The sequence below is a fragment of the Actinomycetospora sp. NBRC 106375 genome, assembly GCF_030269665.1.
Lineage (GTDB): Bacteria > Actinomycetota > Actinomycetes > Mycobacteriales > Pseudonocardiaceae > Actinomycetospora.
The window spans coordinates 112,661-128,191 of record NZ_BSTS01000011.1; the positions used below are offsets into that span (position 1 = coordinate 112,661).

At 75.3% G+C, this 15,531-nt stretch carries 12 protein-coding genes; 6 read left to right on the forward strand and 6 right to left on the reverse strand.

All coding sequences use genetic code 11. From position 1 onward, the window contains the following. Positions 1-58 precede the first annotated feature (58 nt). The 4 genes from QSK03_RS19335 to QSK03_RS19350 all read left to right on the forward strand — a co-directional run bounded on the left by QSK03_RS19335 (position 59) and on the right by QSK03_RS19350 (position 8,409). Positions 59-2,161 carry a S9 family peptidase gene (locus QSK03_RS19335; RefSeq protein ID WP_285655312.1) on the forward strand — a complete coding sequence of 701 codons (2,103 nt, stop codon included), beginning with the start codon at positions 59-61 and terminating at the stop codon, positions 2,159-2,161. 199 nt (positions 2,162-2,360) lie between these two features. Next, complete coding sequence (locus tag QSK03_RS19340; RefSeq protein WP_285655314.1) at positions 2,361-5,807, forward strand: GH12 family glycosyl hydrolase domain-containing protein; 3,447 nt, start codon at positions 2,361-2,363, stop codon at positions 5,805-5,807. A gap of 82 nt (positions 5,808-5,889) precedes the next feature. Further along, positions 5,890-7,551: an acetolactate synthase large subunit gene (locus tag QSK03_RS19345; protein WP_285655316.1), complete on the forward strand. Its 1,662-nt coding sequence runs from the start codon at positions 5,890-5,892 to the stop codon at positions 7,549-7,551. 102 nt (positions 7,552-7,653) lie between these two features. Continuing rightward, positions 7,654-8,409, forward strand: coding sequence for an ANTAR domain-containing protein (locus QSK03_RS19350; RefSeq protein ID WP_285655319.1), 756 nt, complete (start codon positions 7,654-7,656; stop codon positions 8,407-8,409). A 10-nt stretch (positions 8,410-8,419) separates the two neighbouring features. Here the strand turns inward: QSK03_RS19350 and QSK03_RS19355 are convergent, their stop codons facing one another. Then, entirely contained in the window at positions 8,420-9,661 is a 1,242-nt protein-coding gene (locus QSK03_RS19355) for a cytochrome P450 (protein WP_285655322.1), read from the reverse strand. Beyond that, entirely contained in the window at positions 9,658-10,221 is a 564-nt protein-coding gene (locus QSK03_RS19360; protein WP_285655325.1) for a PadR family transcriptional regulator, read from the reverse strand. The genes QSK03_RS19355 and QSK03_RS19360 overlap by 4 nt, the downstream gene beginning before the upstream one ends. 127 nt (positions 10,222-10,348) lie before the next feature. Between QSK03_RS19360 and budC the strand changes: the two genes are divergently transcribed. Beyond that, complete coding sequence (gene budC / locus QSK03_RS19365; RefSeq protein WP_285655328.1) at positions 10,349-11,122, forward strand: meso-2,3-butanediol dehydrogenase; 774 nt, start codon at positions 10,349-10,351, stop codon at positions 11,120-11,122. Between the two features lie 57 nt (positions 11,123-11,179). Here budC and QSK03_RS19370 read toward each other — a convergent pair whose 3' ends face one another. The 3 genes from QSK03_RS19370 to QSK03_RS19380 form a co-directional block, all read right to left on the reverse strand. Beyond that, on the reverse strand, positions 11,180-11,590 hold the full coding sequence (locus tag QSK03_RS19370; protein ID WP_285655331.1) for a hypothetical protein: 411 nt from the start codon (positions 11,588-11,590) through the stop codon (positions 11,180-11,182). A gap of 83 nt (positions 11,591-11,673) precedes the next feature. Next, on the reverse strand, positions 11,674-12,117 hold the full coding sequence (locus tag QSK03_RS19375; RefSeq protein ID WP_285655334.1) for a universal stress protein: 444 nt from the start codon (positions 12,115-12,117) through the stop codon (positions 11,674-11,676). Positions 12,118-12,135: 18 nt separating this feature from the next. Continuing rightward, positions 12,136-13,710: an IucA/IucC family protein gene (locus QSK03_RS19380; RefSeq protein WP_285655337.1), complete on the reverse strand. Its 1,575-nt coding sequence runs from the start codon at positions 13,708-13,710 to the stop codon at positions 12,136-12,138. A 38-nt stretch (positions 13,711-13,748) separates the two neighbouring features. Between QSK03_RS19380 and QSK03_RS19385 the strand changes: the two genes are divergently transcribed. After that, on the forward strand, positions 13,749-14,459 hold the full coding sequence (locus QSK03_RS19385) for a M24 family metallopeptidase (RefSeq protein ID WP_285655340.1): 711 nt from the start codon (positions 13,749-13,751) through the stop codon (positions 14,457-14,459). On the opposite strand, the gene QSK03_RS19390 is transcribed toward QSK03_RS19385, so the two are convergent. Continuing rightward, positions 14,443-15,531 (reverse strand): patatin-like phospholipase family protein, encoded by a 1,089-nt coding sequence (locus QSK03_RS19390; protein ID WP_285655342.1) that lies wholly within the window; start codon positions 15,529-15,531, stop codon positions 14,443-14,445. The two genes, QSK03_RS19385 and QSK03_RS19390, sit on opposite strands and share 17 nt — an antisense overlap.

Sequence of the window (15,531 nt, forward strand, 5' to 3'; positions counted from 1 at the left end):
TCGGGCGCCGGCCACCGGGTTCGGGCCTCGGCACGCTCCGGAGGGCAGACTGCGGGCCGTGCCCGTCGACCCCACCGCCAGCTTCCCGCGCCGCCAGGCCGCGACGCGCCGGTTCACGCTCGGGGCGCCCCGCCGGCCCACGGTCTCGCCGGACGGCGGGCGGGTGGTGCTGCTGCGCAGTCGGGCCGGCGACGACCCGGTGACCTGCCTGTGGCTGCTCGACGTCGCGAGCGGTGCGGAGCACCTGCTCGTCGACCCCCGCGAGCTCGACGTCCCCGGCGAGGAGGATCTCCCGCCCGAGGAGCGGGCCCGCCGCGAGCGGGTGCGGGAGCAGTCGGGCGGGGTCGTGGAGTACGCCCTCGACGCCGCCGCGCGCCTCGCCGTCTTCGTGCTCTCGGGCCGGGCGTTCACCGTCGAGCTCGCGCCCGGGGCACGCCCCGAGCCGCTCCCCGTCGACGGGCCGGTGGTCGACCCGCGCCCCGATCCGACCGGCGCCCGCGTCGCCTTCGTCCGCGGCGGCGCGCTGCACGTCCACGAGCGCTCCACCGGCACCACCCACGTCCTCGTCGCGCCGGAGGAGGGGGACGCCCCGGGCGTCACGTGGGGGCTCGCGGAGTTCGTCGCCGCCGAGGAGATGAACCGCTACCGCGGGTTCTGGTGGTCGCCCGACGGGTCGCAGCTGGCCGTCGCCCGCGTCGACGACCTGCCCGTGACGCGCTGGTGGATCGCCGACCCCGCGCACCCCGAGCGCCGCCCGACCGAGATGCCCTACCCGGCCGCGGGGACGCCCAACGCCGCGGTGACGCTGCACCTGGTCGACCTCGACGGCACCCGCACGCCGGTCGAGCTGCCGGCGGGCACCGAGTACCTCGCCGACGTCACCTGGGACACCCACGACCTGCTCGCCACCGTGTCCACCCGCGACCAGCGGCGCATCGACCTGCTGAGCGTCGACCCCGACACCGGGGCCGTCGACCCCGTCGCCGGCGAGGTCGACGACGCCTGGGTCGACCTGGTCCCCGGGGTGCCCGCGCACCTGCCCGACGGCGCGCTCGTGCGCTGCGCCGACCGGGACGACGCCCGCCGGCTCCTGGTCGACGGCGAGCCCGTCACCCCGCCGGGTCTGCAGGTGCGCGGCGTCGCGGACGTCGACGGCGCGACCGTCCTCTTCACCGCCTCGGAGCGGCCCGAGGACGTCACGCTGTGGACGTGGTCCCGCGAGGACGGTGCGCGGCGGATCGGGCCGCAGTACGGGGTCTGGTCGGGGCGCCGGGCGGGCGGGACCACCGTGCTCGCGGGCGGCGACCTCGACACGGACGGCACGCGCACCGAGATCCTCCGCGCCGACGGCGGCACGGTCGCGGTGGCGTCGTCCGCGCAGTCCCCGGACCTCGAGCCCGAGGTCCGCCGCGTCGCGACCGGGCCGGGCGGGCCGTCGGTGGCCGTGCTGCTGCCCCGGGGTCACGTCCCGGGCTCGCGGACACTGCCGGTGCTGCTCGACCCGTACGGCGGGCCGCACTCGCAGCGGGTCCTGGCGGCCCGGGGCGCCTTCCTGACCAGCCAGTGGTTCGCCGACCAGGGTTTCGCCGTCGTGGTCGCCGACGGGCGCGGGACACCCGGACGTGGTCCGGCCTACGAGCGGGCCGTGCGGGGCGACGTGGCCGGCCCGGTGCTCGACGACCAGGTCACGGCGCTGCACGTCGCCGCCGAGCAGGTCGGGGACCTGGACCTCGACCGCGTCGGCATCCGCGGCTGGTCGTTCGGCGGGTACCTCGCCGCCCTGGCGGTGCTGCGCAGACCCGACGTCTTCCACGCGGCGGTCGCCGGCGCCCCGGTGACCGACTGGCGCCTCTACGACACCCACTACACCGAGCGCTACCTCGGCCACCCCGACGAGGAGCCGGACGCCTACGCGCGGACCTCGCTGCTCGCCGACCCGGGGTCCGCCGCGCCCGTGCGCCCGTTGATGCTCATCCACGGGCTCGCGGACGACAACGTCGTCGCGGCGCACACGCTGCAGCTCTCGTCGTCGCTGCTCGCGGCCGGCTACCCCCACACCGTCCTGCCGCTCTCCGGCGTCACGCACATGACGCCGCAGGAGGTCGTGGCCGAGAACCTCCTCCTGCTCCAGGTCGAGTTCCTGCACGACGCCCTCGGCTAGGTCCCACCGGAGCAGCGATCCGCTTTGCGATCGCGAACTCTTGTCCGGATTCCGCGAAACGGCACCCACGGCTCGCCGCTGTCGCCGACGCTGATCGGGCGAGGGCGAGCCGCGCCGTGCCCGATCGGGGCTGATCGGAACAGGCGCGGTCCCCGCCCCGCCCTGGCCCCCGGCCGGGCGCGCCGGCGGAGGGCGAGGAATGCGGCGGTCATCGTCCGGCGGCGACGCGTGGGCGGCGACGGATCGCCGGCGGTCCTCCGGCCCGGGCCGGCCCTGGGGCGCGCTCGCCGCGGGCGCCGCGCTGCTGACGTCCCTCGTGGTCGGTGCGGCCGGGGCGGTGAGCACGGGCGTGGTCACCCTCGCCGCCCCGACGGCGCCGGCGGAGTGCCGCGACGTCACCCTCTTCGCGGTCAACGGCGGTGGCGCGGCGGGCGGCGACACCCTCGCGGCGATCACCGACCCGCTGGTGCAGCGTGTCGGCCCGCGGCTCGCCGTGGTGGCGGTCCCGGGTCCCGAGCCCGGCGCGTCCTACGCCGCGAGCGAGCAGCAGGCCGTCACGGCGCTCGGCGACCAGGTCGCCGCGCAGGTCGCGGCGTGCCCGGACAGCCGGATCATGCTGTTCGGCTACTCCCAGGGCTCGCACGTCGCCGGTGACCTCGCCGGCCGGGTCGGCAACGGCCAGGAGACCCGGGTGCCCGCCGACCGCGTCGTCGCGGTCGGTCTCTTCGGTGACCCCGCCCGCGACGCGACCGCGGGCACCGTCCCCGACGGCGTGACGGGGCAGGGCGTGCTCCCGGCGCGGCCGGGTGGCTTCGGCACGCTGCGGGCGCGCACGATCGAGATCTGCGCGCCGCAGGACCCCGTGTGCGCCACGCCGGCCGGGTCGGCCGCGCCGCCGCTCGAGCAGGCCGTCGCGGCGCCCGCCCACATCGACTATCCGCAGCTCGAGCTGGCCCCGAGCACCCCGGCGACCCGCTGGGCGTCGGACTCGCTGGGCCGGCTCATCACCTCGCTCCCGGCCGCCGGCGCCGCCCAGCCGGGCGCCGCGGCAACGAGCACGCCACCCGGCGCCGGTCCGACCGGAGCTCCCGGGGCGACGACGACCCCCGGCGCGGGTGCCCTGCCCGGCGCCGGCACCGTCGCGCCGGGCACGACGGCGTCGGGTACGACGGCACCGGAGGGCGGGGCGGCGGGCACGAGGACTCCCGGCCCGACGCCACCGGGTGGCGGGGCCGCGTCGGGCGGCGGCGGGGCCTACCCCGACGACCCGGGCACCACGGGCACGGGCACCACGGGTACGGGTACGGGCGGCGCGGGCACGGGAGGCGCCACGGCGACGACGTCGCCGGGCTCCGGCGGCGCCGACACGGGCGGGGCCGGGGGCGGTTACGACACGGGTTCGGGTGGCGCCGGTGACGGATCGGGTGGCACGACGGCGACGACGGCTACGGGCTCCGGCGGGGCGGCGACCCCCACGACGGCGCCCGACGCCGGAGGGTCCACGGGTAGCACGGGGTCCACGGGGAGCACGGGGAGCACGGGGAGCACGGGGAGCACGGGGAGCACGGGCACCGAGTCGTCGCCGCGCCCGACCACACCGCCCGGCGAGGCGCCGGCCACCGGCCGCGGCGGCAGGGGCGGATCGGCCAGCGGCGGATCGGACAGCGGCGGATCGGACAGCGGCGGATCGGACAGCGGCGGCTCGGGCACGGGCGGTTCCGGCACCGGCGGATCCACCGGCAGCACCACCGGGAGCACCACCCGCAGCACCACCGGCTCGACGACGGCGCCCCGCACGACGCCTTCGGGCGGCGCCGACGCCTCCGGCCGGGCTGACGACCCCGGTCAGGGCGGGGGCTCGAGGCAGGACGATGGGTCGGGTGGCTCGGCGGACGGCGGCGGCTCCGGCGGTTCCGGCGGTTCGGGGAGCGCGGGTCAGGCCACCGACGCGTTGTGGTCGCTCACGTCCGGTCTCGCGGGCTTCCAGGACTCCAACGGAGGCAACGTCGAGGACGGCGGCCAGAACCCCGAGGAGGTCGAGAGCCCGAACGTGCCCGGCCGCCAGGTGGTCAAGCTCGAGGTGCCCCAGGGCGCCAAGCGCTCGGAGGTCCGCCCCGAGGAGGCCCAGGACATCCGCGCCGGTCAGCGCCGGTTCTTCGGCTACAGCGCGTTCCTGCCCCCCGACTTCCCCGTCGACACGAACTCCTGGCAGGTCGTCTGGCAGCTCCACGACGGCGGGACGAACACGTCGCCGCCCGTGGCGCTGGAGATCGTCGAGGGGCACCTGTGGCTGGCCAACGTCGGCGACCGCGTGCGCGACCTCGGACCGGTGCAGGCCGGCCGGAACCTCGCCGTGCAGCTCGACATCCGCTTCGAGGTCGGCGGCGGGTCCGTGTCGGTGTACCGCGAGGGCCAGCAGGTGCTGTCCGACTTCCGGCCGCCCCGCGGCACGATGATCGACGACTTCGACTACCTGAAGACCGGCGTCTACCGCGACCCGGGCGGCGACGCCCGCCCCGCGAGCCTCTTCCTCAACGACCTCAAGATCGGCGAGACGCTGGCGTCCGTGTCCGGCCTCGCCGGGGCGAGCGGGACGGCCACCGAGGAGGGCGACGGGGCGAGCGCCGCCGGCCCGGGCGAGGGTTCCGGCAGCACCGCGGGGGGCGGCGGCACCGACGCGTCCAACACCGGCGCCGGCACGGGCACGAGCAGCCGCACCCGGACGCCGACCGGCGACACGGGCAGTACGGGCAGGACGGGCGCGGCGACGCCGGCGTCCGCGGGCGGCGGGTCCGGCGGGGACACCACGACCCCGACCGCGCGGACGTCGAGCGCCACCGCCCGCCCCGCGAGCACGACGAGCAGCACCGGAGACAGCACCCGAGACAGCACCGGAGACAGCACCGCAGACAGCACCGGCGGCGGCGCCGCCGACACCACCGGCCCGGTCCAGGCCGTCGGCGGGCCGATCTGCGAGAAGTTCGGTTCGACCTCGGTCGCGGGCGGGCGGCTGCTCGTGCAGAACAACGAGTGGGGCGCCGACGACGGGCAGTGCATCCAGCCCAGCGGCGCGGGGTTCGGCATCTCGTCCGGCGACCACGACAGGCCCGACGGCCCGGCCGCGTACCCGTCGGTGATGGCCGGCTGCTGGATGCGGACCTGCACCGAGGGCACCACGCTCCCCGCGCGGATCGACGGGCTCGGCGCCATCACGTCGAGCATCGCGGCGACGACGACGCCGACCGGGCGCTACAACCTCGCCTACGACATCTGGGCCGACCCGACACCGCGCCGCGACGGCCAGAACACCGGCACGGAGCTGATGATCTGGCTGAGGGAGAACGGCGGCATCGCCCCGATCGGGCAGCAGGAGGGCACGGCCACGATCGGGGGCGCGACCTGGGACGTCTGGCGCGGCGACAACGGCGGCGTCGACGTCATCTCGTACGTGCGCCAGGGCTACGTCGACGCGGCGCGGGACCTGCCGATCACCGAGTTCGTGCAGGACGCCGTGCGGCAGGGCGCCGCGCGGCCGGACTGGTTCCTCACCACCATCCAGGCGGGCTTCGAGCCCTGGCAGGGCGGGCCGGGTCTCGCGATCCGTGAGTTCTCGGTCACCGAGCAGGGCGCCGGGCAGGCCCCCTGACCGAGGGTGTGTGCCGGACCCGCCACCTGGGCATCAGACGGTGGTCCGACGTGCGCCGACCTCCGGGAGTGGGACCGAAAACATGAGGGCCAGCGACCTGTTCCTGCGTTGTCTCGAGGCCGAGGGCGTCGAGTACGTCTTCGGGGTCCCGGGCGAGGAGAACGCCGACCTCCTCATGTCGATGCGCGAGTCCTCGGTGCGGTTCGTGCCCACCCACCACGAGGCCGGCGCCGCGTTCATGGCCGATGTCTACGGGCGGCTCACCGGCCATCCCGGGGTGTGCCTGTCGACGCTCGGCCCGGGGGCGTCGAATCTCGTCACCGGCGTGGCCAACGCGAACATGGACAACTCCCCAGTTGTGGCGATCACCGGGCAGGGCGCGACGACGCGGCTGCACAAGGAGTCGCACCAGGCGATGAACGTGGTCAACATGTTCTCGCCGATCACCAAGTGGACGACCTCGCTGCGTGACGAGATCACGATTCCCGAGGTCCTGCGCAAGGCGTTCAAGCTGGCGGGGGCGGAGAAGCCGGGCGCGACGCACGTCGAGCTGCCCGAGGACATCGCCAAGCACGAGGTCGACGCCGCGCCGATCGTGCCGCCCGAGAAGGTGCGCCGCCCGGTGCCCGACGACAAGTCGATCGGCGCCGCGCTCGACCTCATCGCGCGTGCCGAGCGCCCGGTCCTGCTCGTCGGCCAGGGCTGCGTCCGCACCCGCGTCAGCCGCCAGCTGCAGCGGTTCGTCGAGTCGACCGGCATCTACGCGGGCATGACGTTCATGGGCAAGGGGGCGCTCTCCGACCGCCACGAGCGCAGCCTCTACGCCGTGGGCCTGGGCTCGCGCGACTACGTCACCGAGGTCTTCGAGGCCGCGGACCTCGTCATCGCCGTCGGGTACGACATGGTCGAGTGGCCGCCGGCGCGCTGGAACATCGGGCGCACCAAGCGGCTCCTGCACATCGACTTCGACCCCGCCGAGGTCGACGACGCCTACCGCCCGACGGTGGAGATCGTCGGCGACGTCGCCGCGACGCTCTGGGCGATCAACGAGGGGCTCACCGAGGAGCACCGCTACCCCGACATCCACCTGCACCACCGGGTGCGCGAGTCGCTCACCGAGGAGATCACCGAGGCCGGGGCGGGCGCCGAGGCCGAGACCGGCGACTTCCCGATGAAGCCCCAGCGCATCCTGGCCGAGCTGCGCGCCGAGATGGACGACGAGGACATCCTGATCTCGGACGTCGGCGCCCACAAGATGTGGGTCGCGCGGCACTACCCGACGTACTCGCCGAACTCCTGCATCATCTCCAACGGCTTCTGCTCGATGGGGATCGCGGTGCCGGGCGGGGTGTCGGCGGCCCTGGTGGAGCCCGAGCGCCGCGTGGTGGCGCTCTCCGGCGACGGCGGCTTCATGATGAACATGGCCGAGCTCGCCACGGCCACGCGCCTCGGCGTCGCGCCGGTCAACGTCGTCTGGGAGGACAACGACTACGGGCTGATCTCCTGGAAGCAGGAGGTGGAGTTCGGACACCACTTCGGCACCGAGTTCACGACGCCCGACCTCGTCGCCGTGTCCCAGGGCCTCGGCTGCCACGCCCGGCGCATCGAGTCGGCCGACGAGTTCCGGCCCGCGCTGAAGGAGGCGTTCGACCGCCGCGACAAGCCCTCGGTGATCGTCGTGCCCGTCGACTACCGGGAGAACGTCAAGCTCACCAAGCGCCTCGGTCAGCTGATCGCCCGGTGACGTCGGTCGCGTGACGCCCACCTGGTCCACGCGGGCCTTGCGGCGTCACGGATACTTTCCCGGCCGGTCCGTTCCCCCGCTCGCCCGTGAAGGTGTCCCACGATGACCCTCGACCGCACGTCGGAGCCCGACGAGATCGACAGCGGTCTCGCCGACGCGTTCGTCGACCTGGCCGACGCGCTGTTCAACTCCCCGCTCGAGGGTGGCGTCGTCGCCGTCGTGGAGCGGGTGATGGACGCGGCGCACCGGGTGGTCCCCGGGGCCGACATCGTCTCGGTGGTGCTGCGCGGTCCCGACGGCAGGCTCGACACGGTGGCGTCGAGCCACCCCGCCGCCCAGCAGGCCGACGCCCTGCAGGACGAGGTGGGCGAGGGCCCCAGCCACACGGCGATGCACAACACCGGTGTGGGCGCCTCGATGGATCACATGCTCGGCCCGGACGCCCCGTGGCCGGCGTTCGGGGTGCGGGCCGCCGAGGACCTGCAGCTCGGCGCCGTGCTCTCGACCGGCATGTTCCCGGGGGGCGCACCGCCGCGCTTCGGCGCACTGAACTTCTACTCGTGGACCGCCGACGGCCTCGACGCCGCCGACCGCGACCACGCGCTCGTGCTCGCCGCGCACGCCGCCACCGCCATCGCCGCCGTCCAGGGCCGCACGGCGGCCGAGCTGCGCGAGTCCCAGCTGCGCGAGGCGCTGCAGAGCCGAGACGTCATCGGGCAGGCCAAGGGCGTGCTGATGGAACGCCGCGGGCTCACCTCCGACGAGGCCTTCGACGTGCTCCGTCGCACGTCACAGGACCTCAACGTCAAGCTCCGCGAGGTCGCCGAGACCCTGGTGACGCGCCGCGAGGAGCTCTAGACGGGGGCGGTCAGCGCACCTGCACCGGCAGGCGGTCCAGGCCGCCGGTGAGGCGCTCGGTGTGCAGGGTGAGCGCCTCGGGGTCGACGGCCAGGCGCAGCCCGGGCAGGCGGGTGAACAGCGTCGTCAGGCCGACGCGCAGCTCGGTACGGGCGAGGCTCGCCCCGATGCAGAAGTGCGGCCCGTGCCCGAAGGACAGGTGCGGGTTGGGGGAGCGGTCCGGGTCGAAGGCGTCCGCGGACCCGAACGCCTCGGCGTCACGGTTGGCGGCGCTGGTGACGATCATGACCGCGTCGCCGCGCGGGATGGTCACCGCCTCGTCGCCCTCGCCGACGGTCACGTCCTCGTGGGCGTACCGCAGCAGCCCCATGCCGCCGGGCTCCGCGAGCCGCAGCACCTCCTCCACCACGGCGTCGACGGTGCCGGCGGGGTCGGCGACGAGCCGGTCGCGCACCTCGGGGTTCACGAGCAGCAGCACGACGCCGAGCGAGAGCCGGTTGACCGTCGTCTCGTGCCCGGCGAAGAGCAGGCCCGCGGAGAGCTCGGCGACACGGGTGTCGGTGAGGCGCGGGTCGTGCTCCTGGGCAGCGACGAGGTCGGAGATGACGTCCTCGCCCGGCTCGGCGCGCTTGGCCTCGGCGAGCCCGGCGGTGTAGCGCTCGAACTCGGCGCGGGCGACCCGCGGGTCGTCCCCGGTCAGGGTGGCCATGCGCTCGGAGAGCCCCTTGAAGTAGGCGCGGTCCTCCACCGGCACCCCGAGCAGCTCGCAGATGACGAAGATCGGCAGCGGGACGGAGAACCCGGCGTGCAGGTCGACGGCGCCGTCCTCGGCCTTCTGCAGGTCGTCCGCGAGTCCCTCGGCGAGCTCGGCGACGCGGTCGTGCAGCCGGCGCATCCGCTTCGCCGAGAACGCCGGCGTCAGCAGCTTGCGCATCGCGGAGTGGTCGGCGTCCTCGTGCTCGTGGTCCCCGCTCGGCCCGGCCATCACCCCGGCGTCGGAGACGCGAGCGGCCTGGTCGGGCTGCGGGTGCGAGCGGCCGAGGCGCCGGTCGGCGAACAGCGCCTTGGCCTCCTCGTAGCGCGTCGCCAGCCACGCCACGTCGCCGGCGGGCGTGCGCACGCGCGTGACCGGTCCGGCCTCGCGCAGCCGCGCGTAGAGCGGGGAGATCGTCAGGACGCCCTCGCGGGGGAACGGCAGCTGCGGCAGGTCCGGCGCGTCGTCGTGGGCGGTCGAGGTGGCGATGGTCGTCACGGCTTCTCCTCGGTGGTGTCGGCGACGGTGGTGGGCTCGTCGGCCCGCAGCGCGAGACGGTCGAGCCAGGACTGCTCCTCGCGGATGCGGCGCAGGACCTCGTCGAGCACGAGCGCGGCCCAGGGGTCACCGGGCGCGTCGGGCCCGGCGGAGCCGGCGGCCTCGGAGAGTCCCGCGAGGCGGGCGCGGCGGTCGGCCAGCACGCGGCGCCGGGCGTCGAGGACGCCGCGGCGCTCGGCCGGGGTGAGCCGTCCGAACCCGGCGAGGCGGGCCAGGAACTCGGCCTCGTCGCCCGCGAGATCCTCGGGCAGGTCGGCGAGCTGGTCGTGCAGCAGCTCCCGGCCCACGTCGGTCAGCGTGTAGACGTGCCGCGGGGGCCGGCCCTCCTGCGGCTCCAGCGTGCGCGTCACCGCCCCGGCCTCGCCGAAACGGCGCAGGGCGGGATAGAGCGAGTTGTTGTGCAGCTTGATCCCGGTGGCGGCCTCGACCCGACGGCGCAGCTCGTAGCCGTGCGACGGCCGGGCCGCGAGCTGGCTCAGCAACAGGACGTCCACCCACACATAGGTCAGCGTGACCTAGGTCAGCGTGATGCGCCACTCGACGTGAGCCTGTCGACACCACGGGTGACGGGTCGTGGCGCGGGTAGCCGTTCGTCGGTCAACGCTTCAACCACGCGAGGAGGTCCCCGTGGCCGAGGGCCGCAGCACCGGCAAGGTCGTCATCGTCACCGGTGGGGGGTCGGGCATCGGCGCCGCGACGGCGCACCGTTTCGGCGCCGAGGGCGCCACGGTCGTGATCGCCGGGCGGACGCAGGAGAAGCTCGACAAGGTCGTCGCCGACGCCCCGGCCGGCTCGACGGTCGTCGCGCGCGTGGCGGACACCTCGGACGAGCAGGCGGTCGGCCGGCTGGTCGCCGACGTCGTCGCCGAGCACGGGCGGCTGGACACGCTGGTCAACAACGCCGCCGTCGCCGAGCCCGGCACCGTGGACGACCTCGACGCCGACACCTGGCGCCGGGTGATGGCCACGGACGTCGACGGCGTCTTCTACGCGTCGCGCGCCGCGCTGCCCCACCTGCGCGAGGCCGGCGGCAGCATCGTCAACGTCGGCTCGGTGTCCGGGCTCGGCGGCGACTGGTCCATGGCCGCCTACAACGCCGCGAAGGGCGCCGTCACGAACCTGACCAACGCCATGGCGCTCGACCACGGCGGGCAGGGCGTGCGTGTGAACGCCGTGCACCCGAGCCTGACGGTCACCGACATGTCCGCGGGCATCCGCTCGGACGGCGACACCATGGCCGCGTTCCGGGCGCGCATCCCGATGGGACGGCCCGCCGAGCCCGCCGAGGTCGCGGACGTCGTCGCGTTCCTCGCGAGCCACGACGCCCGCTTCGTCAACGGCGCGCACATCCCGGTCGACGGCGGTCTCGGCGCCTCGAACGGGCAGCCGAACATGAGCTGATCAACGGGGACTTCCGGCGCATAGAAGCAGCGAGATACCCGTTCGCTGCAACAGGATTCAGGCGCCGAGGAGCGTGCGCCAGACCCGGCCGGCGCGCCGGCCCTCGAGGACCGAGTGCACGGTGACCGCGCCCGGGTTCTCGGCGCCCGCGCGGTCCGGGCCGCTGGCGTCGAGCAGGCGTGCCGGCGGCAGGCCGGCGCCGTGCGGGCGTCCGAGCGCGATGCGGTAGCGGTGCCCGCTGATCGTCACGCGCAGCCCGGCGGCGCCCTGGTACCAGGGGAACGCGAGCCGCTCCACCGCGCTCAGCGGGGCGTCGAAGACCACGCCCGCGCCGGTGACCAGTCGCAACCGGCCGGCGTAGAGGCTCAGGACACCGGGCTCGTTCGTCAGCCCCCGCATCAACCAGGCCGGCGTCGCGTACGACGGCGCGAGGTGGACGGGGCTGGCGGGCGTGAGATGCGTGCTCACGGGCGACCTCGAGGAGCAGGAACGGGAATCCCTCACTGTAGGTCAAACGTGGTCCGCGTCACTGGTACGGACGGGTGAATGCGCTAGGGGACGACCGTGACCGGCCACTTGCCGGCGCGCACGAGGCGTGTCGCGAGCGATCCGACGATCCGGTGGCCGGCCTTCGCCGAGGCCCCGACGACGACACCGTCGACCCTGCGCTCGTCGGCGAGACGGACGATCTCGGTGTACGGGTCGCCCTGCACCCGGATCAGCTCGCCGGTGAGCGCGAGCCGGTCGAGGTAGCGCTTGGCCTCGCCCTGCACCTCGGCCGCGAGCTGCTCGGCGGTGTCGCTGAGCACGGCGAGCGCCCCGGGCGCCATCGCCGCGAGCGACGACGTCGTCGCCACCGTCACCACGAGCAGGTGGGCGTGCTGGCGGCGCGCCAGGCCCGCGGCGTAGGCGCCCGCGCGCAGCGAGGTGATCGACCCGTCCACCGCGGTGAGGATGGTGCCGGGGCCGTCGGTCCCGAGCTCGAAGCCCGTCATGACCCCGATCTTGCTCTCTCAGCTCCCGCCCCGCACCGCCCGGCGGGCGGCGGCGATCGGGTTGGGCAGGTCGAGGTAGATCGGGTCCTCGCCCCGGCCCACGGCCCAGCTGCGCAGGTGTGCCTTCGCGGGCAGCGTCGGGCTCGTCAGCAGGTCGGCGGCCCACGGCGCGGCGTCGGGGTCGTCGACCGCGGCGAGCGTCGCCGCGACCGTGTCCCAGAGCGCGTCCTCGCCCACCGTGCACCGGCCCAGCACCGCGACGAGCAGCGCGAGGTGGTTGACGACCGCGTGGTAGCGCAGCCGCTGCCACGCCTCCGCGGGCGGGTAGACCAGCGGCGAGTCGTCGGCCAGGCCCGGCGGCATCCGGTCGCGGCGCACGTGGGCGCCCTCGAGGTCGCGCACCCAGCACGCCGTCGGCCACCCGGACGCGTCGGTGACCACGAGCGTGTTCTGGGGGTGGGCCTCGAACCCGATGCCGGCCGCGCCGAAGAGCCGCAGCAGGGGCAGCAGCGAGACCGCGAGCCAGCGCCGCAGCCACGCGTGGACGTTGCCGGCCGCGCGCACGTCGGCCATCAGCGGCGGCTCCTCGCCGCCCGGCCCGTCCTCGAGCAGGGCCGCGAGCACCCGGGGGCCGCCGGGTGGGAACGGCGCGCGGGTCATGACGGTCAGGTCGGCGGCCAGCCGCTCGCCGCCGACGGCCGGGTCGAGGGTCGCGAACCCGCGGTCGGCGATGACCCCGAAGCCCGCCGGCAGCGCGCCGAGCCCGTCGACCACGATCCCGGCGTCGACGGCGCGACGGGCCTGCTCGACCGGCGTCGTCCGGACGAAGTGCGTCAGCCGTGCCCGCAGCGGCAGCTTCCACGCCGCGCCCGTGACCGTGTCGACCACCGTGCGCACCGACGAGGTCGGCCAGACCGGGTCGCCGAGCGGGCCGAGCCACCGTGCGCTGCCCTCGGCTTCGAGCAGCGCGAGCGTCGGGTCGCCGGCCAGCACGCGGGCCTGGAACGGGTGCACGGGCAGGGCGGTCCAGCCGTCGGGCAGGTGCGCGGCCACGGCAGGGGTCGGGGGCGCCGGGGCGCCGCCGGAGACGACCACGCGCGGGTCCAGGGCGAGGTGGTGCAGCACGAACGACGCGCCCAGCTCGGGCGCCCAGGTCGCGAGGTCGTCGTCGCCCAGCCCCTCCGCGCTCTTCGGCGTCGGGTGGAACGGGTGCCCGAGGCGCAGGGCCTGTTCGGCGGCGCGCGTCGGGTCGGGCTCGCGGCGTGGGGGTGCGGCGAGGTAGCGCGCGGTGCGGCGGACGCTGTCCGCGACCAGCGCCGCGTGCCCCGGCGGCGCCGCCACGGCGTCGAGCACCGCGGCGACGACCGCGTCGTGGTCGGCGGCGCGGTCGTCCAGCGTCATGTCCGGGCCGAAGCGGTGGTGCCCGGTCGGTGAGATCACGCGCGCCCGCACGCCGAGCACGCCGGCGGGCAGGGTGATCCGGAGCAGATCGCCGTCCCGGGTCACGGGCGGGTCCGTCTCGCGCAGCAGCGAGACGACCAGCCGCTCCCGCGCGGCGCACTCCGCGCGGGCCCGGGGGCCGGTGCTGCTCATCCTGGCCAGTCTGCCCGCCGGCGCGCAGGATGGCGGCCATGGGCACGACGTCAGCAGGCATCGACGAGGACCGGCGCGCGCACGAGCTGATCGCGGCGGAGGAGAAGGCCGTCCGGCTCTTCGACGAGGTCCTGCGGCGCGGGCTGGTGGCGCCCGGCAAGGGCGAGAAGCAGGTCTCCGACGAGGTCCGCGACCTCGGCGCCGAGCTGTTCGGCACCGACAAGCACTGGCACAAGCGGGTCGTGCGGGCGGGCGGGAACACGCTCCAGCCGTACACGGAGAACCCTCCGGACCGCGTGATCACCGAGGACGACATCGTCTTCCTCGACTTCGGGCCGATCTTCAGCGACTGGGAGGCCGACGTCGGCCGCACCTACGTGCTCGGCGACGACCCGGTCAAGCACCGCTTGCGGGAGGACCTCGACGCCGTCTGGGCGGCGGGTCGCGACCACTTCGAGGCCCACCCGGACATCACCGGCGCCGAGCTCTACGCGCACGTCTGCGAGCTGGCCCGCGCCCGGGGGTGGACGTTCGGGGGCCCGCACTCCGGGCACCTGGTCGGCGAGTTCCCGCACGAGCTCATCGACGACGAGCGCCGGCACAGCTACATCACCGAGGGCAACGACCAGCCGATGCGCACCGTCGACCCGTCCGGCCGCACGGCGCACTGGATCCTCGAGGTCCACCTCGTCGACGCCGAGCGCGGCTTCGGCGGGTTCACCGAGCAGCTGCTCAGCCTGCGCCGCTGACGGCTCCCTCGACGGACGCCTCGCGGCGGAAGCGGCGCTTGTAGGACTGCCAGTTGAACTGGTCGAGGAACGCCGTGGCCGACGTGTAGCCCGCGTCGTAGAGGGCGCGGGCCTTCTCCGGGGTGATCCCGAAGTCGAGCAGCCCGACCGCGCCGGCGTCCACGTGGATCGTGCGGGCGGCGACCCACGGCTTGTTGAGCACCGCCTGGTCCCGGCCGAGGATCATGGTCGTGATCAGCTGCTCGAGCAGGCGCAGCGGCGCGGGCTGGGGGATGTCGAACCAGCGCGAGTGGAACAGCGCGACCCGGTCGCCGATCCCCGGCTTCGGCGCCGTCGTGATCGTGACCCCGAACGTCGGGAACGCGGGCTCGCGCCCGTCGGTGCGGTCGAGCGAGTCGATCGGGAAGTTCGACAGGAGCCCGCCGTCGACGAGGGTCGAGGTGACCCCGGTGCGGGGGTTCGTCAGCGTGGCGGGCTTGAACAGGAACGGGATCGCCATCGAGGCGCGGACCGCGTCGGCCACCGGCTGGGTGTCCGGGTCGAGGCCGTACACGGCCCGGTAGTCCCAGGGCAGCCGGACGAGCTGGCCGAGCGTGAGGTCCGAGCACGTCACGACGAGGCGGTAGCGCTGGTCGGGCGGCAGCGAGGGGTCGTCGATGCGCAGGTCGCCGAAGGTGTGCACGCCGAGCGCTGCGAGCTCCTGGTCGACCCAGGTGTGCAGCCATTCGCCCTGGTAGACGCCCTGGCCGCCGAGGAACGCGAGCGCGGGCCCGACCAGCGGGAGGTGGCCGATGCCCCGGCGGTCGGCGACCTCGCGGAAGTCCAGCCGGGACGTGATCTCCCCGAGCTGCTCGCCGGTCGCGCCCGCGGCGGCCATCGCGCCGACGAGCGCGCCGGCGGAGGTGCCCGAGATGCGGTGCGGGACCCACCCGCGGTCGGTCATCGCGGCGACGGCGCCGGCGAGCCCGATGCCCTTGACCCCGCCGCCCTCGAGGACGAGGTCCGCCGGCCGTGTGGTGCGCCTGGCCATGAGCACCATGTTCCCCCCGCCGCGCAGGTCCACCGCGATCAT